At 64.1% G+C, this 21,092-nt stretch carries 19 protein-coding genes; 9 read left to right on the forward strand and 10 right to left on the reverse strand.

What is annotated here, in order from left to right:
* Positions 1-11 precede the first annotated feature (11 nt).
* The 3 genes from kdpB to OO12_RS13720 are packed head-to-tail and all read left to right on the forward strand — an operon-like array spanning position 12 to position 3,346.
* Positions 12-2,054 (forward strand): potassium-transporting ATPase subunit KdpB, encoded by a 2,043-nt coding sequence (kdpB, locus tag OO12_RS13710; protein WP_034159277.1) that lies wholly within the window; start codon positions 12-14, stop codon positions 2,052-2,054.
* Positions 2,055-2,065: 11 nt separating this feature from the next.
* The gene (gene kdpC / locus OO12_RS13715) at positions 2,066-2,647 is read left to right on the forward strand and encodes a potassium-transporting ATPase subunit KdpC (protein WP_034159278.1); all 582 of its coding nucleotides are present in this window, start codon (positions 2,066-2,068) and stop codon (positions 2,645-2,647) included.
* A gap of 9 nt (positions 2,648-2,656) precedes the next feature.
* A complete protein-coding gene (locus OO12_RS13720; protein ID WP_200887466.1) occupies positions 2,657-3,346 on the forward strand; it encodes a response regulator in 690 nt (229 codons plus the stop codon).
* A gap of 6 nt (positions 3,347-3,352) precedes the next feature.
* On the opposite strand, the gene OO12_RS13725 is transcribed toward OO12_RS13720, so the two are convergent.
* From OO12_RS13725 to OO12_RS13735, 3 genes are all read right to left on the reverse strand, one after another.
* On the reverse strand, positions 3,353-3,778 hold the full coding sequence (locus tag OO12_RS13725; protein WP_034159279.1) for a DUF5990 family protein: 426 nt from the start codon (positions 3,776-3,778) through the stop codon (positions 3,353-3,355).
* Between the two features lie 79 nt (positions 3,779-3,857).
* Entirely contained in the window at positions 3,858-4,295 is a 438-nt protein-coding gene (locus OO12_RS13730; RefSeq protein WP_034159280.1) for a hypothetical protein, read from the reverse strand.
* A gap of 41 nt (positions 4,296-4,336) precedes the next feature.
* Positions 4,337-4,579, reverse strand: coding sequence for a hypothetical protein (locus OO12_RS13735; RefSeq protein ID WP_152616430.1), 243 nt, complete (start codon positions 4,577-4,579; stop codon positions 4,337-4,339).
* A gap of 159 nt (positions 4,580-4,738) precedes the next feature.
* Between OO12_RS13735 and OO12_RS13740 the strand changes: the two genes are divergently transcribed.
* The gene (locus tag OO12_RS13740) at positions 4,739-5,440 is read left to right on the forward strand and encodes an NAD-dependent deacylase (protein WP_034159282.1); all 702 of its coding nucleotides are present in this window, start codon (positions 4,739-4,741) and stop codon (positions 5,438-5,440) included.
* Between the two features lie 28 nt (positions 5,441-5,468).
* On the opposite strand, the gene era is transcribed toward OO12_RS13740, so the two are convergent.
* The 4 genes from era to lepB all read right to left on the reverse strand — a co-directional run bounded on the left by era (position 5,469) and on the right by lepB (position 8,411).
* Positions 5,469-6,365 carry a GTPase Era gene (gene era, locus OO12_RS13745; protein WP_034159283.1) on the reverse strand — a complete coding sequence of 299 codons (897 nt, stop codon included), beginning with the start codon at positions 6,363-6,365 and terminating at the stop codon, positions 5,469-5,471.
* Positions 6,362-6,757, reverse strand: a complete 396-nt coding sequence (locus tag OO12_RS13750; RefSeq protein WP_052215874.1) for a GIY-YIG nuclease family protein — start codon at positions 6,755-6,757, stop codon at positions 6,362-6,364. The genes era and OO12_RS13750 overlap by 4 nt, the downstream gene beginning before the upstream one ends.
* 116 nt (positions 6,758-6,873) lie before the next feature.
* A complete protein-coding gene (gene rnc, locus OO12_RS13755; RefSeq protein WP_082006529.1) occupies positions 6,874-7,599 on the reverse strand; it encodes a ribonuclease III in 726 nt (241 codons plus the stop codon).
* Positions 7,548-8,411: a signal peptidase I gene (gene lepB / locus OO12_RS13760; RefSeq protein ID WP_034159312.1), complete on the reverse strand. Its 864-nt coding sequence runs from the start codon at positions 8,409-8,411 to the stop codon at positions 7,548-7,550. Before lepB ends, rnc begins: the two co-directional genes overlap by 52 nt.
* Positions 8,412-8,533: 122 nt before the next feature.
* Between lepB and pgi the strand changes: the two genes are divergently transcribed.
* On the forward strand, positions 8,534-10,027 hold the full coding sequence (gene pgi, locus OO12_RS13765) for a glucose-6-phosphate isomerase (protein WP_034159285.1): 1,494 nt from the start codon (positions 8,534-8,536) through the stop codon (positions 10,025-10,027).
* Positions 10,028-10,243: 216 nt separating this feature from the next.
* Positions 10,244-11,596 carry a glutathione-disulfide reductase gene (gene gorA, locus OO12_RS13770; RefSeq protein ID WP_034159286.1) on the forward strand — a complete coding sequence of 451 codons (1,353 nt, stop codon included), beginning with the start codon at positions 10,244-10,246 and terminating at the stop codon, positions 11,594-11,596.
* Between the two features lie 82 nt (positions 11,597-11,678).
* Here the strand turns inward: gorA and OO12_RS13775 are convergent, their stop codons facing one another.
* From OO12_RS13775 to OO12_RS13785, 3 genes are all read right to left on the reverse strand, one after another.
* Entirely contained in the window at positions 11,679-15,098 is a 3,420-nt protein-coding gene (locus OO12_RS13775) for a TonB-dependent receptor (RefSeq protein WP_235364789.1), read from the reverse strand.
* Positions 15,099-15,298: 200 nt separating this feature from the next.
* Complete coding sequence (gene ligA, locus OO12_RS13780) at positions 15,299-17,377, reverse strand: NAD-dependent DNA ligase LigA (protein ID WP_034159287.1); 2,079 nt, start codon at positions 17,375-17,377, stop codon at positions 15,299-15,301.
* Positions 17,378-17,873: 496 nt separating this feature from the next.
* On the reverse strand, positions 17,874-18,080 hold the full coding sequence (locus tag OO12_RS13785) for a cold-shock protein (RefSeq protein ID WP_034159288.1): 207 nt from the start codon (positions 18,078-18,080) through the stop codon (positions 17,874-17,876).
* Positions 18,081-18,423: 343 nt separating this feature from the next.
* Between OO12_RS13785 and OO12_RS13790 the strand changes: the two genes are divergently transcribed.
* The 3 genes from OO12_RS13790 (at position 18,424) to OO12_RS13800 (ending at position 21,016) form a co-directional block, all read left to right on the forward strand.
* A complete protein-coding gene (locus OO12_RS13790) occupies positions 18,424-18,771 on the forward strand; it encodes a hypothetical protein (RefSeq protein WP_034159289.1) in 348 nt (115 codons plus the stop codon).
* Between the two features lie 347 nt (positions 18,772-19,118).
* A complete protein-coding gene (locus OO12_RS13795; protein WP_235364790.1) occupies positions 19,119-19,811 on the forward strand; it encodes a response regulator in 693 nt (230 codons plus the stop codon).
* A complete protein-coding gene (locus OO12_RS13800; protein ID WP_052215875.1) occupies positions 19,808-21,016 on the forward strand; it encodes an ATP-binding protein in 1,209 nt (402 codons plus the stop codon). Before OO12_RS13795 ends, OO12_RS13800 begins: the two co-directional genes overlap by 4 nt.
* Positions 21,017-21,092 lie beyond the last annotated feature (76 nt).

Raw genomic sequence — 21,092 nt, forward strand, 5'->3', positions numbered from 1 at the left:
AAGCGACGATCATGTCCGCATCAACCTCCACACCGACCTCGATCTTCACCGCAAAGCTGCTGATCCCCGCGATCGGCGACTCGTTCAAGAAGCTCGATCCGCGCGCGCTGATCAAGAATCCGGTGATGTTCGTGACCGCCACGGTCGCGACCTTGCTCACCGTGCTGCTGATCCTCGGCGGCGAGCCGCTTGGCACTTTCTTCCAGATCCAGCTGATCGTCTGGCTGTGGCTGACCGTGCTGTTCGGCACTTTTGCCGAGGCGCTGGCCGAAGGGCGGGGCCGGGCGCAGGCCGCGTCGCTCCGCGCGACCAAGGCCGATCTGACCGCCAAGCGCCTGCTTGGCGTGGGCGAGACCTGGGGGCTGATCGCGGCGCACCGGCTCGAAAAGGGCGATGAGGTGCTGGTCGAAACCGGCGACCTGATCCCGGCCGATGGCGAAGTGATCTTCGGCGTCGCCTCAGTCAACGAAGCGGCGATCACCGGCGAAAGCGCGCCGGTGATCCGCGAGGCGGGCGGCGACCGGTCGGCCGTCACGGCGGGCACGCGCGTGATCTCCGACAGTATCAAGGTCCGCGTCACCGCCGAACCGGGTCAGGGTTTTCTCGATCGCATGATCGCCCTGGTCGAAGGCGCCGAGCGGCAGAAGACCCCGAACGAGATCGCGCTGACCATCCTGCTTGTTGGGTTGACGATCATCTTCCTGATCGCGGTCGGCACGATCCCGAGCTTCGCCAGTTTCGCCGGCGGCCAGGTGCCAGTGGCGATCCTAGCCGCGTTGCTCATCACGCTGATCCCGACGACCATCGCCGCCCTGCTTTCGGCGATCGGTATCGCGGGGATGGACCGGTTGGTGCGCTTCAACGTGCTCGCCAAGTCGGGCCGCGCGGTCGAGGCGGCGGGCGATATCGACGTGCTGCTGCTCGACAAGACCGGCACGATCACCATTGGCGACCGCCAGGCGAGCGAATTTCACCCCGTCGGCGGCACCAGCGTCGATATGCTGGCCGGCGCGGCGTTGCTGGCGAGTTTTGCCGACGAAACGCCCGAAGGCCGTTCGATCGTGGTGCTGGCGCGCGGCAAATATGCCCAGCGGCTCGATGCATTGCCCGACGGTGCGACGATCATCCCGTTCACCGCACAGACGCGCTTTTCCGGCGTGAAGGTCGGCGAGAGCGTGGTGCGCAAGGGCGCGGTGGATTCGATCCTGCGCGCCGATGCCGGGCTTGGCGACACGCCCGCCGCCGCGGAACTGCGCCGCGTGACCGAGGAGATCGCCCGCTCCGGCGCGACCCCGCTCGCCGTGTCGCGCGACGGCGTTCTGCTTGGCGCGATCGCACTGAAGGATGTGGTCAAGGCGGGCATCCGCGAACGCTTTGGCGAACTGCGCCAGATGGGCATCCGCACGGTGATGATTACCGGCGACAATCCGCTGACCGCCGCCGCGATCGCCGCCGAGGCGGGGGTCGATGATTTCCTCGCCGAAGCGACGCCGGAGGACAAGCTCGCGCTGATCCGCAAGGAACAGCAGGGCGGGCGGCTGGTGGCGATGTGCGGCGACGGCACCAACGACGCGCCCGCACTGGCGCAGGCCGATGTCGGCGTGGCGATGAACACCGGCACCCAGGCCGCGCGCGAGGCCGGCAATATGGTCGATCTCGACAGCGACCCGACCAAGCTGATCGAGGTGGTGGGCCTGGGCAAGCAATTGCTCATGACGCGCGGCGCGCTGACCACGTTCTCGGTCGCCAATGACGTGGCGAAATATTTCGCGATCATCCCGGCAATGTTCGTGGCGCTTTATCCGGGGCTCGGCGTGCTCAATGTGATGGGCCTGTCGACGCCGCAAAGCGCGATCCTGTCGGCGATCATCTTCAATGCGCTGATCATCCCGCTGCTTGTGCCGCTCGCGCTGAAGGGCGTGACCTATCGGCCGATGCCGGCGGGGCCGCTGCTGGCGCGCAACCTGGCCGTCTACGGCCTGGGCGGGCTGCTCGCGCCGTTCATCGGCATCAAGCTGATTGATCTCGCCGTCACCGCTCTCCACCTCGCCTGAGGATTTGAACCATGCTCACCGATATCAAGACCGCGCTGCGCCCTGCGCTCGCCATGACTCTCGCTTTCACCCTTCTGCTTGGCCTTGCCTATCCGCTGGCGCTGACCGGCATCGGCCAGCTGGCCTTTCCGAGCCAGGCCAATGGCAGCCTGATCACCGACAATGGCAAGGTGATCGGATCGTCGTTGATCGGCCAGGGTTTCGCCAGCGAGCGCTATTTCCATGGCCGTCCGTCCGCCGCCGGCAAGGGCTATGACGCCAGCGCCTCGGCAGGTTCCAATTTCGGCCCGGCATCGCAGGCGCTGCACGACCGTGTCGCCACCGATCTCGCCGCCATCCGCACTTCACCGGGGTCCTTGGTTCCCCCTGACCTGGTGACCACCTCCGCCTCGGGGCTCGACCCCCATATCAGCCCCGAGGCGGCTTTTTATCAGGTCGCGCGTGTCGCGAAGGCACGGCGTCTCGACGCTGCCGCGCTCCGCGCTCTGGTGCAGGAGCGAGTCGAATATCCCCTGTTCGGCTTTCTCGGCGAACCGCGCGTCAATGTGCTCGAGCTCAACCGCGCGCTCGACCGGACGCGCGCAGCGTCCTAACAAGGAGGCATGCCGATCATGCCCAGGATCCTGGTCGTCGAGGACGACACGCATATCCGCCGCCTGTTGCGGGTGGCGGTGGAGCGAGCGGGATGGCAGGTCGGCGAAGCAGCGACAGCGCGCGAGGCGCTGTCGCTGCTCGACATCGACAAGCCTGAAGTGGTGCTGCTCGATCTCGGCCTGCCCGACCGCGATGGGCTCGAACTGATCCAGCTGATGAAGAAGCGCGGCGCGGCGGTGCTGGTCGTGTCGGCGCGCGACGATACGGCGGAGAAGGTCGCGGCGCTCGATCTTGGCGCTGACGATTATCTGACCAAGCCGTTCGATACCGACGAATTGCTCGCGCGCATCCGCACCGCGCTGCGCCACCATCGCCGCGACGATGCCGATCCCGCACCGGTTCAGGCGGGCGAGGTCACGATCGACCTCGCCATGCGCCGGGTCGATCGGGCCGGTGAGGAGATCCATCTTTCCCCCAAGGAATATGGCGTGCTGGCGGAACTCGCCCGGCGGCCGGGGCGGATCATCGGGCATAGCCAGCTGCTCCGCGACGTGTGGGGCGCGGCGCATGAGACGCAAGTCGATTATCTGCGCATCGTGGTGCGGAACCTGCGCCTGAAGCTGGAGGCGGACCCGGCCTCGCCGCGGCTGATCATCAACGAGCCAGGGGTTGGGTATCGGCTGATCGTGAAGGAGTGAGCGGCGCTACGCGAGCCTGCGCCCTGTCGGGCGCACGGTGGCGCAAGCGGGCGTGCCGTCCTTGCCGGTGCCATTGACCGCTATCTCGATCACCCCGTCACCCGCCGCCGCGCGATCGAGCAGGCCCGGTTCGAGGTCATGGATGTCGATCTTCATCCGCCGCGACGAGGGCGACGCATGGTCGCCAGCCGATTGCCCGATCCGGATATAGACGAACCGCCGCTCCGGCCCCTCACGCCGCACCTGATCGCCGAGAAATCGGGGGCCGGGGGCAATGCGGATCGGAAAATCGAACGCCAGCGGTTCGCCGCCGTGCGAGCGTTTCGGATCGAGCGGCTGGTCGTCCTTTGATTGCAGGCTGTGGAGAACGCCCGGGACGGGCTGTTCGATGATGATCCGCATCGGAATTTCGATTTGGTCTGCCGGGGCCATAAGCTGATCTATATCTTCGGCGCATGGGATGCATGTCGATTATCCGCGCTTCGCGGTGCATGGCCTGCGCATATGATCATCAAGGAGACGGGGCTGCACCCGTTCGGGCGTGCCTGATCTTCGCAAGGATCACCCGGCAACCGAACCAGATCAGCACCAGGCCGGCGATCAGGCTGGCAACGCCGCCGATCGACGATATGTCAGATGCTCCCGACAGGGAGAATATCAGACCGCTCAGCAGAACTACGACAATCGCGCTGACCGGTATCGCCACCAGCAGTTTCTGATGCGTCGGCCCGAATGGGCGAGGCGGCACTGTCGACCGGTTCGCGATCCCCTTCCTCCAGGCGCGTCGCGAACCCCAGGCGGGTATCTTCAGATAGGCCTCGCGTTCCTCCATTGTGACGGGAATGCCGCGCGACCAGCGCCAGCAATAGTAGAAAAAGCCATCCGCTGACGGTTCAAAGCTCAACGCGAGGATAGCGCGTCCCTCGTCGGATGGTGGAAACAGCGACATCGATCCACGCTATCCGAAGCGCCAGGCGACGCAACAGGTCATCATCCCAATCCTGCGGCGATAACTCCTATCACCGTCGCCACAATCTCCAGCAGCAGCCATATCGCGGCGACCAACCCGTAAACGATCGCCCTGGCGGGCTTCATCGTCATCGCCGCCACTGCCGCAGCGACCGCAAAGGCGATGGAAGAGAAAAAGGTCGCGCTCCAGCCGGCGTCCAACATCGTGCCGAGAAGCAATTGGGTCAGGGCGAATGAGAGAGACCCTGCAAGTGCGGCCGCCACTAATCTCCTGGTCGGCGTCGGTTCTGCGCCATATGCGGCAACTTTGTGGAATCGCGCTATTCGGTCGCTCACGCGATCACCTTACGCATTTGGCGCGTTGGTGCCAGTTTTCGGGTTCCACCCATTCCGCACCTGCTCCTGCTGCGTTAAACGCCCCTTATGCGTGATATCCAGAACATCGTCATCCTCACTGGCGCGGGCATTTCCGCCGAGAGCGGCATCGCCACTTTTCGCGGGCCGGGCGGCTTGTGGGAGGGGCACCGGGTCGAGGATGTCTGTACGCCACAGGCGCTCGCGCACGATCCGGCGCTGGTCCACCGCTTCTACGATTTACGACGGGCTGCGCTCGACACGGTGATACCTAATGCCGCGCATGATGCGCTGGCGCGGCTTGACCGGGAATGGCCGGGGGAGCTGCTGATCGTCACGCAGAATGTCGACGATCTGCACGAGCGTGCCGGGGCGACGCGCATGCTGCATATGCATGGCGAGCTGAACTCGGCGCTGTGCGCGGATTGTGGTGTCCAGGCCGAGTGGCGCGGCAGCCTGCCGCCCGGGTCGGTGTGCGCGGCATGCGGCGCGACGACGCTCCGCCCCGACATCGTGTTCTTCGGGGAGATGCCGTACCGCATGGACGCGATCGAACGCGCGCTGTCGCGGGCCGATCTGTTCGTCTCGATCGGCACATCGGGCGCGGTCTATCCCGCCGCCGGGTTCGTGCAGACCGCGCGCTATCACGGCGCGCAGACGCTGGAGCTCAATCTCGAGCCGTCGGCCGGGAGCGTGTATTTTCACGAAGCGCGCATGGGCGCCGCGGGTGTGCTGGTGCCTGAATGGGTGGGCGAGGTTTTGAGCGCCTAATTCCTCCCCGCGCCGGGGAGGCACCAGGTCAATCCACCCAGTCGAGGCCCATGTCGCGATACACATCGCGTTCCTCGTCCCAGCCCGGCTTCACCTTCACATGAAGGTAGAGATGCACCGGGCGGCCCATGATCGCGGCGAGTTCGGTCCGCGATCGTGCGCCGATCTCCTTGATCCGCGTGCCGCCCTTGCCGAGGATGATCGCGCGCTGGGTCGGGCGCTCGACCAGGATCTGCTGGTGGATCTCGACCGATCCGTCCTCGCGCTCCTTGTATTGCTCGGTCTCGACCGCGCTGGCGTATGGCAGTTCGGCGTGAAGCTGCAGATAGAGCTGTTCGCGCGTCACTTCCGAAGCCAGGCTGCGCTCGGTCGCGTCGGACACCTGATCCTCGGGGAAATGCCACGGGCTTTCCGGCATCGCCCTGGCGAGATGCTTTTTGAGATCGGCCAGCCCGTCGCCGGTCGTCGCGCTGACGAAGAAGGTCTCGTCGAACTGGACCAGCGCATTGAGTTTCTCGGCATGGACCAGCAGCTTGGCCTTGTCGGCGAGATCGACCTTGTTGAGGATGAGGTATTTCGGTTCGCTACGATGCGCGATCGCCTCGGCGATGGTGGTGACCTTGCTGCCCAGACCGCCCTTGGCATCGACCACCAGCGCGAGCACGTCCGCGCCCTCGGCCCCGCCCCAGGCGGCCGCGACCATCGCGCGGTCGAGCCGGCGCTTGGGTTCGAAGATGCCGGGCGTGTCGACCAGCAGCAGCTGCGTCTCGCCTTCGATCGCGACACCCATCAGCCGCACGCGCGTGGTCTGCGCCTTGGGGCTGACGATCGCGACCTTCTGCCCGACCAGTGCATTGACCAAAGTGGACTTGCCTGCGTTCGGCGCGCCGACGACGGCGACGAGGCCGCATTTTTGGGTGGTCATAAACTGTCCTTACGCGTGAAAGGCCCTTCGACAGGCTCAGGGCGAACGGGATTGGGGGCCAGCACATCCGGCTCTTCCGTTCGCCCTGAGCCTGTCGAAGGGCTTCTCTCGTCCTGATGATTGCGTGCGAGTACAGAAAGTCGGCCCCAATCGCCAGCGATCAGCGCCTCCTTCTTGGCGCGCGTCCAGCCTTTGATGCGGCGTTCGGCTTCCAATGCTTCCAGGCGTGCGGGAAAATCCTGGCTCCAGACAAGCGTCACGGGCCGACGCTTTTGCGTGTAACCTTCGACCAGCCCGCTCTGGTGGTAGCCGATGCGCGCTTCGAGATTGTCGGTGTGGCCGGTATAGTAGCTGCCATCGGAGCAGCGAAGCAGATAGGCCCAGAAGGTCATGCGATCAGATCGATGTTGCGTTCTTGCCCTTCGACAGGCTCAGGGCGAACGGGGGCAAGAGTGTCGTCACTACAACATCCGTTCGCGCTGAGCTTGTCGAAGCGCATGTCACGCGCTCACCCCAGTTTCGCCAGCAGCGCCGCCGCCGCCGCCGTTTCCGCCTCCTGCTTCGAGCTCCCCTCGGCGGTTGCTTCGGCCAGGGTTCCGATCGACGCCTTCACCGTGAAGCGCGGCGCATGGTGCGGGCCGGAGCGATCGACCACGTCATAGGCCGGGGTGCGCCGGTTATGCGCCGCGGCCCATTCCTGCAGTGCGGACTTGGGGTGCTGTGGCGCCGAGCCTTGCGTCTTGACCCGCTCGCCCCAGCCGCTGCGGATCGCCGCCCGCGCGACCTCCATCCCGCCATCGAGATAGAGCGCGCCGATCAGCGCCTCCATCACATCGCCCAGCACATTGTCGCTGCCCGCCGCGCCGTCATCGCGCGCTTGCTTGCCGAGTTTCAGATGGTCCGCCACGCCCAGGCCGCGCGCGACATCGGCGCATACCGCGCCGGTGACCAATGCGTTGAGCCGCTTCGACAGCGCGCCTTCCGGCTCGTTCGGGAACAGCGTGAACAGCCATTCCGCCATGGTCAGGCCGAGCACGCGGTCGCCGAGGAATTCAAGCCGCTCGTAGTTCGCCGCCGCCTGGCTGCCATGAGTCAGCGCGCGTTCGAACGGTGCGATGTCGGCAGGGGTATGGCCGAAGGTCCGGACGATCCAGCGTTCGAGGCTCTCTCCGGAACTGGCGCTCAAAAGCCTTCCCCGATGCGGCTCCACCGCGCCGCTGTGAACCAGGTCCATGGCAGGATATAATTCGCCGAACCGTCGGTCGAGAAGAAGCTGACCACGGCCTTGCCCTCGATCCGCTCCATCGGGACCATGCCCATGCCCTGGGGCGGCTCGAACCGGCTGTCGCCGCTATCGTCGCGATTGTCGCCCATCACGAAGACATGGCCGGCAGGGACCGAATAGACCGATGTCTCGTCGGCCACCGGCATTTCGCCGCGATCGAGCACCATATAGGATTTGCCGCCGGGCAGCGTTTCACGGAAGCGCTCATAGCGGCAGATCGGCTTGCCGGCGGGATCAACCTGCTGGAATTCGGCCGGGCATTCCGGGCCCGAATAATTCGGCGTGAGCGGGATGGTGAAGTCGGCGACGCGTTCCTTGGGGACAGCGGTGCCGTTCAGAATGACCTGGCCGGCCCGCATCTGGATGGTATCGCCGGGCAGGCCGATCACGCGCTTGATCACGTCATTGGCATGGCCATCCTGGTCGGCGGGGCCGCGAAACACCACGACATCGCCGCGCGTCGGATCACGCCCGAAGATGCGCCCGGGGATCAGCGGCAGGCTGAGCGGCAGCGAATAGCGCGAATAGCCGTAATTCCATTTCGAGATGAACAGATAGTCGCCGATATACAGCCGCGGCAGCATCGATTGCGACGGAATGCTGAACGGCGAGAAGATGAAGCTGCGGAACAGCAGCACGACCGCGGCGAGCTTCACCAGGAAGATCAGCGTATCGGCCGTCTCCGACCGGCGCTTGACCGGTTTCGGATTGGGCGTCCCCGGCAGGGCTGGGGAGTCGGGCAAGGTGTCGGTATCGGCCATCGGCGCGGTTTGGGCATGCGCGGGCGAGCCGTCAAGCTGGGCGTCAAGCTGGCGGATGGGTTGTGAACCCAGTAAGGCGCACCACATCGACACGACCGGCCAACCCGAACCCTGAGGTATTCATGCCCGCAGCCGACTGGACCAAGATCGAGGCGCTCCCCGCGATCCCGCTGAAGAACCTGTTTGCGGACGACCCCGACCGGGTGAAACGCTTGTCCGCCGATGTCGCCGGCATCCATTTCGACTGGTCGAAGACGCACCTGACGGCGGAGGCGGTGTCCGCGTTCGAAGCGCTGGCCAAGGCGCAGGGCCTGGCGGGCAAGCGCGAGGCATTGTTTGCCGGCGAGGAGATCAACGTCACCGAAGGCCGTGCCGCCGAACACACCGCCGAACGCGGTGAGGGCCGGGCCGAGAGCGTTGCGCGCGCACGTGCGCTGCACGCCCGGATGCGTGCGCTGATCGACGCGATCGAGGGCGAGGCGCTTGGCCCGATCCGCCACATCTTGCATGTCGGCATTGGCGGATCGGCGCTTGGCCCGCACTTGCTGGTCGACGCGCTGGGCCGCGAATCTGGCCGTTACGACGTGGCGATCGTGTCCAATGTCGATGGCGTGGCGCTGGAGGAGGCGTTTGCGAAATTCGATCCCGCCGCGACACTGCTGGTCATCGCATCGAAGACCTTCACCACCACCGAAACCATGCTCAACGCGCAAAGCGTGCTGCAATGGATGACCGAACATGGCGTGGAGGACATTTATGGCCGCGTCGTCGCACTGACCGCCGATCCCGACAAGGCGCTCGAATGGGGCGTCGACGAGACGCGTATCCTGCCGTTCAGCGAATCGGTCGGCGGGCGTTATTCGCTCTGGTCGTCGATCGGCTTTCCGGCGGCGCTGGCGCTTGGCTGGGACTGTTTCGAGGAATTGCTCGAGGGCGCGGCCGAGATGGACCGGCATTTCCGGCTGACCGCGCTGCATGAGAATGCCCCCGCGCTCGCCGCCTTTGCCGATCTCTATTATACGCAAGTGCGCCACGCCGAGACGCGCGCGACCTTCGCCTATGACGAACGGCTGCGGCTGCTTCCCTCCTATCTCCAGCAGCTGGAGATGGAATCGAACGGCAAGGGCGTGACCATCGACGGCAAGCCGCTCGACCGTCCGAGCGCGGCGATCACCTGGGGCGGGGTCGGCACCGATGCGCAGCATGCCGTGTTCCAGCTGCTTCACCAGGGCACGCATCTCGTACCGGTCGAATTCGTCGCGGTGATCGAGGCGGGCGACACGCTGGCCGAGGATCATCACCGCCAGCTGTTGCTCAACGCCTTTGCGCAACGCGCCGCGCTGATGGCGGGCAAGCAGGTCGAGGACCCCGCGCGCAGCTATTCGGGCGATCGCCCGTCATCGACCATCCTGATCGACGATCTCGATGGCCGAAGCCTTGGCGCGCTGATCGCTTTCTACGAACATCGCGTGTTCGTGAATGCGGTGCTGCTCGGCATCAATCCGTTCGATCAGTTCGGGGTCGAGCTGGGCAAGGAAATGGCCAAAGCGGCGATTGCCGGGAACCAGCATTTCGATGCTTCGACCGATGATTTGATCAAGCGGGCGTTCGGGTAAACGAAAACCATGCTGCTTCCCCGGCGAAGGAGCATCGGGTCGGATCGTCCCCCGGACGATCCTTGAACATGCGGGGTATGTTCAACCCGATGCTGGCCTAGTCATGATGTCAGAAGTAACGACGCGCAGCGATCAATTCAGCTGTGCCTCTACTGGACCCCGGCCTTCGCCGGGGAAGCGATTTCCCCGGAATCGGGGTGACGGAGATTGAAGATAATGCCGACCACCAAATATGATTATGACCTGTTCGTCATTGGCGCAGGCTCGGGCGGCGTGCGCGCGGCACGGGTGTCCGCCGCGCATGGTGCGAGGGTCGCGGTGGCGGAGGAATATCGCGTTGGCGGCACCTGCGTCATTCGCGGCTGCGTGCCCAAGAAGCTGCTGATCTATGGCGCGCATTTCGCCGAGGATCTCGCCGATGCGCGCCGCTTTGGCTGGAACGTGCCGGAATGCGATTTCGACTGGACGGTGCTGCGCGACAATGTGCTGGAGGAAGTCGACCGGATCAACGGCGCCTATACCGCGACGCTGGAAAATCACGGTGTTGAGATCATTGCCGAGCGCGCGGTGATCACCGGGCCCAACAGCCTGAAGCTGGCAAGCGGGCGTGAGGTCACCGCGAAGATCATCCTCGTCGCGACCGGCGCGACGCCGTCGGTGCCCGATTGTCCGGGGCATGAGCATGGCATCACCTCGAACGAGGCGTTCCATCTCGATGCCGTGCCGAAGCGCATCCTGATCGCTGGCGCGGGCTATATCGCCAATGAATTCGCCGGCATCTTCCATCAGCTCGGCGCGCACGTCACGTTGATCAATCGCACCGATGTGATCCTGCGCGGCTATGATGAATCGATCCGCGACCGGTTGCTGCAGATTTCGATGATGAAGGGGATCGAGTTCCGCTTCCACGCCGCGTTCCAGGGCATCAAGAAGGAAAAGAATGGCTGCCTGACGGTCAGCATGTCGAACCATGAACCAGTCACGGTCGACGCGGTGATGTTCGCCACCGGGCGCGATCCCAATACCGCGGGGCTCGGCCTGGACAGCGCGGGCGTGGAGATCGACGAGAAGGGCGCGATCAAGGTCGATGCGGACAACCGTTCGACCTGCCCGAGCATCTACGCGGTTGGTGACGTCACCAACCGCGTGCAGCTGACCCCGGTCGCGATCCGCGAGGGGCAGGCGTTCGCCGACACGATCTTCGGCAACAAGCCGACCCGGGTTGATTATGATTGCATCCCGTCCGCGGTGTTCAGCCACCCGCCCATGGCGGGCGTTGGCATGACCGAGAGCCAGGCGAAGAACAAGCTCGGCTCGTGCAAGGTCTATACGTCCGATTTCCGGCCGATGAAGAATGTCCTCGCCGGGCGCAACGAACGCGCGCTCTACAAGATGGTGTGCGACAGCGAGACGGGGAAAGTGCTCGGCCTGCACATGATCGGGCCGGATGCGCCGGAAATCCTGCAGGCGGCGGCGGTGGCGGTGAAAGCGGGCCTGACCAAGGACGCGTTCGACCAGACCGTGGCGCTGCATCCGTCGATGGCGGAAGAACTGGTGTTGATGCGGTAGAGCATGTGCAAACAGCGCCGGGCATGAAAAAAGCCGCCGTACCCGAAGGTACGGCGGCTCTTTTGTTGTCCTGATATCGGGATCAGAAGTTGTAGCTGACACCGACCTTCAGACGCCAAACCGACGAGGAGACGTTGACCTGGTTGTCGGCCTTGAATGTATTTCCGGTGAAGCTCGTGATGATGTACCGGCCCTGAGCGTCGACACCACCGCCGGCAATATCCTGAACGCCGAAGAAGTTGCGGCGATTTTGGACGTTCCAGCTGCTGTCGAGCAGGTTCAGGAAGTTGTCGACCGTTGCATAGAGGCGGATCTTGTCGTCACGACCGAAGAAGCGGCCCGGTCCGGGCAGTTCCTGCGAGAAGGACAGATCCAGGTCGAAATACCAGTCGTTGGTGCAGCTGTTGCGCGTTACCGATTTGCCGATGAAATCCTTGGCGCAATCCAGGCTCTTGGCAAAACCGACCAGCTGGTTGACCGCATCTGCGTTCGAGGTCGGCGAGATGTTCGGGTCGTTCAGGCCGGTCGGGATGTAGACCAGCGCGTTGTCGTTGGTGGTCAGGCCGCCAGTGGTGGCGTTGAACACGTTGTTGCCGGTGAAGGTCAGGCTGTATGGACGTCCTGACCGTGCAACGAACGTCAGACCCAACGACGTGCCGAGATCCGAGAAGAACTCGTTCCGGAAATTCGCCGCGAAGGTGATGTTGTGGCGGCTCTGGAAGAAGCCGGTCGATTCGTCCGGATTCTGACGGTCGAACGCGGCGGTCTGGCCGTAGTTCGAACCCGCGGTCGAGTTGTACATGCTCCGGCGGTCATGCGAGTTGGTATAGGCATAGCCGAACGAAATATAGGTCGAACCGCCCGGTGTGATCACACCGCCCTTGAAGTCCTTCGACAGCAGCACCGATGCGATATGGCTGCGATAGCCCTTCGAGTTGGTCAGCATCAGATCGGCGCCGCGGGTGCTGTTGTTGAAGCACGCCGCAGTAAGACCGGTAAAGACCGGCGGCGCGCCTGGATTGGTCAACTGCGCGGTGCAGCCCGGAAGGAGCAGGTCGACCGATGAATAGACTGGGCGTCCATCGACCGTAAAGCCGTTCTTGCCCTTGGTGCCGCTGACATTGATTGCCTGAGCGAGGTCGACCAGCGTGAACGGATTCCGGTATTTGCTGTAGATATAGTCGAGGCCGAGGTTCCAGCTGTTGAAGAAGCTCGAACCCGGATTCAGCTCGGCCTGGAAGCCCAGGTTCGCACGGAATACGGTCGGCATCTTGATGTTGGGATCGATCGACTGAGTGCTGCCCTGGCTGGCCGCGGCTTGCGCCTGGCCGCTGGCGGCGATGCACGACGGCACGCCTGTGAACTTGCCGCCGTTCAGCACGCTGATCTGACCGGTCCCGCAGGCTGCTGCTTGGCTGGTGCCCAGCCCGAAGCCGCTGCCGTCGTTCTGGAACACATTGCCGAACCAGACCAGCGGATCGCCGCCGGAGAAGATGCCGACACCGGCGCGCAACTGGGCGCGGCCGAACGGGCCGGTGTCGCCAAAGTCATAGGTAACCGCGGCGCGGGGCAGGATTACCGGGTCGACATTGCTGAAGCTGCTGTTGTTGGCGATGCCGTAGCGACGCGCGAAGACCGGATTATAATCCGGATGGCCGCCGTCATACCAATCGGCACGGACGCCGGCAGTGACCTTCAGCGAATCGTTCACGCGCCAGTCGTCCTGGGCATAGATCGAATAAATGCTGCGGGTGAACTTCGCCGCGGCGCTGTTGATATTGCCGTCCTGCGAGAAGTTGCCGAACGCACCGAAGGTGCAGCCATTGACGAGGTTGACCGGGGTCGCAGTGGCCGTTGCGCTCGTGCACGGCGGGTTAGCGCCCGCCGGCCGAACACCCGGCGACAATAGGCCCGCGCGCAGGTCGGCAACATTCCGGAAAGCCAGCGTGCCGGTTGCGTTCTGCACGAACAGGTTGAACAGATCGGCACGGTTCAGTTCGGCGCCGATCTTGAGATTATGGTCGCCGATCGAGACCTTGGCGACCGCACGGTACTGTTCGACCTTGGTGCGCAGGTCGTTGGCCGAGCGTGACGTTCCCGGGCCCGCAAGCACGGCGCCGTCGATGCCCGTCGCATTGTCGATGCCGACGATGATGCGTGGGATCGGCTTGCCCGACTGGGCCTCGCCACCGCCGATCGGATCCTGGCGATCGGTGATTTCCGAACGTGCATAGCGCAATTCGGTCGAGAAATTATCCGACCATTGCGAATAGAGGCGGCCCGAATAATAATTCGAGATGGTGCCGCTATTATAGAAGGTATTCCTACCCACTGCTTGAGGCGAGTTGCCGGTAAACAGGTCGTCGGGCTTGACCGTCGCTTCTTCAAGGCGCTGATAGGTTACTTCCAGGCGATGCTTGTCGCTGATCTGCAAGTCGGCGCGGACAAAATAGCGGTCGTTGGTATAGTCGCGGTTGTGCACCAGATCGCCGGTCTCGATGCCGTACTGGTTCTTCAGGACATCGCGAATCTCGTTGAACTGTGCCGCAGAGATGCCGGTCTGCTGATTGGCATAGCCGGCGCCGGTCGGGCCGTCGTCCTGGGACTGGCCGGCTTCCTGATGCTCATAGGCGCCATAGATGAACAGCCGGTCCTTGATGATCGGGCCGCCGAGTGAGACGCCCCAGCGCTTCTCCGGCTTGACTGGCGCTACCGGCTTGCCGGCAATGTCCTTGCCGCGCAGGTTCGCATTCGAATATTCGAAGAAGCCCCCGCCCTGGATCTTGTTGGTGCCCGACTTGGTCACGACGTTGATCGCGCAGCCGGTGAACTGGCCATAATCGACATCGAACGGTGCGAACTGGACCTGCGTTTCACGGACCGCGTCATAAGGCAGCGGGGTTGAGCTGCGCGACGAGAAGCCGGTGTCGTTAAGGCCGTAAATGTCGCTCTGCGGAATGCCGTCGACGGTGAAGGTGTTGCCGCGGTCGTTGCCGCCCAGGCACGAAATGCGGTCCTGGCCCGAGCCGGTGTCGTCACGGTCGAGGCTGACGCGCGGATCGAGGCGGATGATGTCGCGGACGTCGCGGTTGAAGCTTGGCGCGTTGGCCAGCACTTCGGCACCGAACGAGCGGCCCGGGCCGACGGCGAGCTGCGTTACCTTGGCGCGCGATGCGGTGACGACGATGTCGCCCGAACCCGATGCCAGCGCCAGGGTCAGGTTGGTGTTGCCCTGCAGCGTGGTGATGATGTCCTGAACGGTCTGGCCTTCGAAGCCATTGGCCGAGGCCGATACCGTGTAGGGTCCGCCGGTGACCAGGCCGGTGGTGGTGAAGGTGCCCGACGTGCCGGTGGTGACGGTGCGCGCGGCACCGGTGCGCGTATCGGTGATCGTTACCTGTGCGCCCGACAGCGGCGCGCCGGCGTCATCGGTGACAATGCCTTCGATTCCCGAGGTGATCTGCTGTGCCTGCACGGCCATTGGCACGATGAGCGCGGCCACGGCCGCGCCAATAAATAGCTGATGTCGCAATGGTATTCCCCTTTTAGCGCGAAGTCGCTGAGACTGCGGCGTATCTCGCCGTTGCTGGCCCCATGCGACTTGATTATTTCGGATAGATGACATCGGGGCACTTACGCTAGACCCCGTTCGACTCAATCATGGTGCGTTGCAAAAAAGCATCACATGAATCCATGATGAACTTATTGCGCGGCGATGACAATCTCCGCCCATGCGGCTTCATCTACGACTCGAATCCCCAGTTCTGCAGCCTTTTTGAGCTTCGATCCGGCGCCCGGCCCGGCGATCACCAGGTCGGTCTTGGCCGATACCGATCCCGCGACCCGCGCGCCAAGCGCTTCGGCCTGGGCCTTGGCTTCGTCGCGGCTGATGGTTTCGAGGCTACCGGTGAACACCAGGGTCTTGCCGCTGACCTGCGATTCGCGGACATTGGAGACATAAGCGGCGGGTGAGACTTCGGAGAGCAGGTCGGCCCAGGCTTCGCGATTATGCTCCTCGGCGAAGAAATCGACCAGCGCTTCGGCGACCACCGGGCCGACGCCCTCGACCGATTCGAGTTCGGCCTTTGCCTCCGGATCCTGCGCGACCTCGGCGATGCGTTCGACCGTGCCGAACGCCTTGACCAGGTCGCGCGCGGTGACCGCGCCGATATGGCGGATGCCGAGCCCGAACAGGAACCGCGCCGGATCGGGGGTGCGCTTGGCCTCGATCGCGGCGAGCAGATTGGTCGCCCAGACACGGCCGTCCTTCTTGCGCGCGAGCAATTGCTCCTCGGTCAGGCGGAAGATGTCGGCGGGGCTGTGGATCAGCCCGTCATGGAAGAAATCCTCGATCTGCTTCAGACCAAGGCCTTCGATATCGAGTGCGGCGCGGCCGACGAAATGGCGCAGCCGTTCGATCCGCTGCGCCGGGCAGATCAGCCCGCCGGTGCAGCGGATATCGACTTCGCCTTCCTCGCGCACCGCGTCGGACTGGCATTCGGGGCAGACGCTCGGGAAGGGCCAGGGGCCGCGCGTTTCGTCGCGCGACAGATTTTCGACGATCTGCGGAATGACATCGCCCGCGCGCTGCAGCACGACGCGGTCGCCCGGCCAGACGTTCAGCCGCGCGATCTCGTCGGCATTGTGCAAGGTCGCATTGGTCACCACCACGCCGCCGACCGTCACCGGCGTCAGCCGCGCGACCGGCGTGAGCTTGCCGGTGCGGCCAACCTGGATATCGATCCGCTCGAGCAATGTCTGTGCGCGCTCGGCGGGGAATTTATGCGCGATCGCCCAGCGTGGCGCGCGCGCCACCGCGCCGAGCCGGGCCTGCCAGTCGAGCCGGTCGACCTTGTAGACCACACCGTCGATATCGAACGGCATGTCAGCCCGGCCCGCTTCGATACCGCGATAGACAGTCAGCGCATCGTCGACCGATTCGACCCGGGTAAAGGCAGCGGCGACCGGGATGTTCCAGCTGCGGATCGCCGCGACCACCTCGGTCTGGGTCTCGCCCGGTACGGCGCTGGTTTCACCCCAGCCATGGGCAAGGAAGCGCAGCGGCCGCGACGCGGTGACGCCCGGATCCTTTTGCCGCAGCGATCCGGCGGCGGCGTTGCGCGGGTTGGCGAACTGGCGCGCCTTCGATGCGTCGCCTGCCGCCTCGGCCTCGGCGAGCAGCCGCGCGTTGAGGGCGGCGAAAGCAGCCTTGTCCATATAGACCTCGCCGCGCACTTCGAAGAGATCGGGCGCGGCGGCGGGGAGCCGCTTCGGAATGTCATCGATCGTGCGGACATTCTCGGTCACATCCTCACCGACCTGGCCATCGCCACGAGTCAGCGCGCGGACCAGAAGGCGGTTCTCGTACCGCAGCGAGCAGGACAGGCCGTCGATCTTCGGTTCGGCGGTCAGCGCGACGGGCTCACCCTCCGGCAGCAGCAGGAAGCGGCGGACGCGGGCGACGAACTCGACAATGTCCTCATCGGCAAAGCCGTTCTCCAGGCTCATCATCGGCCGGGCATGCGCGACCTTGGCAAGGTGGCTCGCGGGCGCGGCGCCGACCTGAACACTCGGCGAATCGATGCGGACCAGATGCGGGAAGGCTGTTTCGATCGCGCCGTTGCGGCGCACCAGCGCGTCATAGTCGGCATCCGAAATCTCGGGCGCGTCGTCGGTGTGATAGAGTGCATTGTGATGCGCGATCTCGGCGGCGAGCCGGGCCAGTTCGGCAGCGGCTTCGTCGTCGGTTTCGGGCAAGTCGGCGGGTCGGGGCGCGGTCATGCGCCAGCGCTACCGGAGGGGCCGGGGGGCAATCAAGCGGCTTTGAGTCAAATCGGGGAGTCAAACCAGGGAGTCAAACCGGGATTGGTTCGGGACATGGCTGGGAGCCGAACGCCCCGACCCCGTTCGTTTCGAGCGTAGTCGAGAAACCGGCCTTGGCGTTTGGGACGTGTTTCTCGACTACGCTCGAAACGAACGGTTTAACGGGATGGCTGGCTGGAGACGCTAATCGTCGTCTTCGCCGATCAGCGCCTTGGCTTCTTCGTTGACGGAGCGGCGTTCGGCGGTCTTTTCGGCGCGGGTCGCCATTTCGTCCCATGCCTTTGCGGCGCGGAGCCAGCGCGAGCGGACATTGTCGAGGGTCGCGGAATCGGCGTCGGCCTCAGCCTGACGAGCGCGATCGCGATAGAACAGTGCGGTGGTATTCGTGGGATGTCTCCTCGGGTTCCGGGTGAAAGCGCGCGGGCGCCGGACGAATCCGGCGCCCGCGTGTCAATCACGCAGAAGCGAGGTTCACAGCGGACATCTTGCCGCGACGATCCTGCTCGAGCTCGTACGAAACGCGCTGCTCCTTATCGAGCGTGCGCATGCCGGCTGCTTCAACGGCACTGATATGGACAAAGGCGTCGTTCCCGCCGCCTTCAGGCGCGATGAAGCCATAGCCCTTGTCGGCGTTGAAGAATTTTACGGTGCCGATCGGCATAGATATTTCCTTGGGTAGACGGAGCCGGGAAGAAAAACCGAAAGCACCGTCCGGCCCCGGCCGGTGCATTTCGAAGGCGTATCGCGTCAGTCGGCCGATTGGTCGAAGACGGTGCGAAATAGTTTGGAGCCAAGCGGCGTATCGAGGTCCAACTGTAGCTCCGAAGCTTAAAACAAGCGGGAGCGCGAAGGTCTCTCAGTCGTGCGATGCTTGTGGGCAATGTCGCGCGATAAAAGACTTATAGCATGGTTTTGCGGAATTGTCGCATCGTTTAGCTCAGGCCCTATTATCGCCTTATCGCCGCGTAATACCGTTATGTCGTACGATCCGGAGACGGTGTCCGATGATGGTTCCCCTGATGCTGTTGTTGCAGGTGGCGAGTTCCCCCGAAAGCCCGCCGACTCAAGGCGCACAGATTCGTGGCACGCGAGTCGATATGCCGCTTCGGGTGCGGCGGCCGTGCGAGGTATCACCGGAGTCGGACGAAATCATGGTGTGCGACAAGCGTCATGACGATCAGTTTCGTCTCAAGCCGATTCCGCTTCCGGCCGGCATGAAGCCGCCGATCGACGGCCCGGGCGTGGATTTCGACATCGGTCAGGCGCACGGCAATATCTATTCCACCTCGGTCGGTCGCCCCGACGGACTGATCGACAAGCGGATCATGGTGTCCGTGACGATGCCCTTCTAGACAAAAACGCTGCGCGCGTCATCCGCGATTATTCTTCTTAATATTTGATATACAACGATATTATCACTGTCCGCCAAGACGGTGGCGAAACGAGATATGTTACATTCGGGTGTAACATATCTCTCGCCGGGCTTCCCCGCAGCCGCTGTCGGCGGCGATTCAAGCATTGCACGGGATCGGGCATGTCATCTCCGCGGACCGATAGCGGCGCAGTCCTGGTGCCGGAAACGGGATTGTCACGGCGTCACCGGCGCAATGGTCGCGCGCTCCACGCGATCTCCACATTTCTGTGAAAATATTGTCGGGCGGCATTAAGCTGCATGAGTATCGAAGGAGCTTGGCAGACCGTGGAAAACGCGTTGATTCTGATCGTCGAGGACGAACCCGAAATCGCGCGGATCCTGCAATCCTATCTGGAGCGCGATGGCTTCCGTACCGTTTGCGCCGCCGATGGCGAGATCGCGCTGACTCACCTCAAGACGCTGCGGCCCGACCTGGTGCTGCTCGATATCGGATTGCCGCGGCGTGACGGTTTCTCGGTTCTCACCGAGATTCGCGGCCGGGAAAACACGCCGGTGATCATGACGACCGCACGAGCGGAGGATCTCGACAAATTGTCGGCCCTGCGTATCGGGGCGGATGATTATGTGGTGAAGCCGTTCAATCCGATGGAAGTCGTGGCACGAGTCAAGGCGGTGCTGCGCCGAACGCGGGGAGAGGATTTCGGGCAGCCCCTGTTACGCGTCGACGTGCTTGAGGTGGATACCGAGAATTACCGGGCGTCGGTCGCAAAGGACGGCGACCGCATCGTCCTGGACCTCACCTTGACGGAGTATCGGCTGCTCGCGCATCTTGCCCGCGCGCCCCGGCGTGTCTTCACCCGGGGGGACCTGGTCGACGCGTGTCTTCCCGAAAGCAACGCGCTGGAGCGCACCGTCGATAGCCATGTCAGCAATCTTCGCCGCAAACTCGATCAGGCCGGCGCGTCCGGATTGTGCGTGGTCGTGCGGGGCGTGGGATACAGGCTGATGGCAGCATGACCGAGTCCCCGATCCGCGGCAGACGTTGGCGACGCTGGCCGCTGTCGCGTCAGATTGCGACCGTCCTGGCGGGCGCCGTGCTGATGAATGCCGTTCTGTTCGTGGTGACGATGACCATCTTCGTCTCAATAGAAGAGCGACGTATCGAGCAGACACTCTCGCCGGCGGCGGCGCGTGCGCTCAAGGCGTCGGAGGCGAGCCGCTTGCCGCGAACCGAGGATCTTGCGGCCTATCTTCGGGAAACCCGGGGTATGGAAGACCTGGTCGACGAACGAATCAATACCGCGCTTGCACTCTTCACGCTGCTTGCTGCGACCGCAGGCTTCGCACTCGGATATGTCCTGCTGGGACGCCTTGGTCGCGGTCTCAACAATGTCGCCCATGCCGCCCGACGCGTCGCGGAAGGCGACCTGTCGGCCCAGGCATCCGCGCCGAAATGGGCATCCCGCGAAGAGTTCCAGCTCGCGTCCGATTTCAATGCGATGTCCCGGTCGCTGCAACGGGCGGAGCGCGAACTGGCCGAAAGCACCGCTGCCGTGGCGCATGAATTGCGGACGCCGCTGACCATCCTGCGTGGCCGCCTGCATGGTATAGAGGATGGAGTTTTTCCCGGCGGGCCGGAAGAAATGCGTGGCCTGCTCTTTCAGGTCGAAGGGCTTGGTCGCCTGATCGATGACCTGCAGACGCTCAATCTGGCCAAATCCGATCGCATGTTGCTCGACCTGGTGACGATCGACCTGTCCGAGCAGGTCGAACATGTCCTGGCCGTGGTCAGGCCGGACCTGGAGGCGGCGGGCCTCGATCCTGTCCTCGATATGGTTTCCACGATGGTGGTCGCCGATGGCGCCCGGCTGCGCCAGGCGATCAGTGCGGTGCTGAACAATGCCCAACGCTATGCCGCGCAGAGTGGCGTGCTGCGCATCCATACCAGGATCGAGGACGACGACGTGGTGCTGGAGATTGTCGACCATGGGCCGGGTCTGCCGCCCGGCACCAGCGAGCTCGCCTTTGACCGCTTCTGGCGCGCCGAAGGATCGCGCGCGCGCCATAGCGGTGGCACTGGCCTTGGCCTTGCCATCGTGCGCGTCATCGTCGAAGCCCATGGCGGGAGCGCGACTCTGGAAAGCCATGATGGCGGCGGCACGGTCTTCACCATGCGGCTGCCCCGGGGCGGGCCGCTCCACATGATCTCCACACGATACTGATCCAATCTCCACAGTCGCCATCGATATCCCTGCCCATCGGCCGGCACCTGTTTCGGCTGCATTGTCATCAGGGAGA

The organism is Sphingomonas sp. ERG5, assembly GCF_000803065.1.
Taxonomy (GTDB): Bacteria; Pseudomonadota; Alphaproteobacteria; order Sphingomonadales; family Sphingomonadaceae; genus Sphingomonas.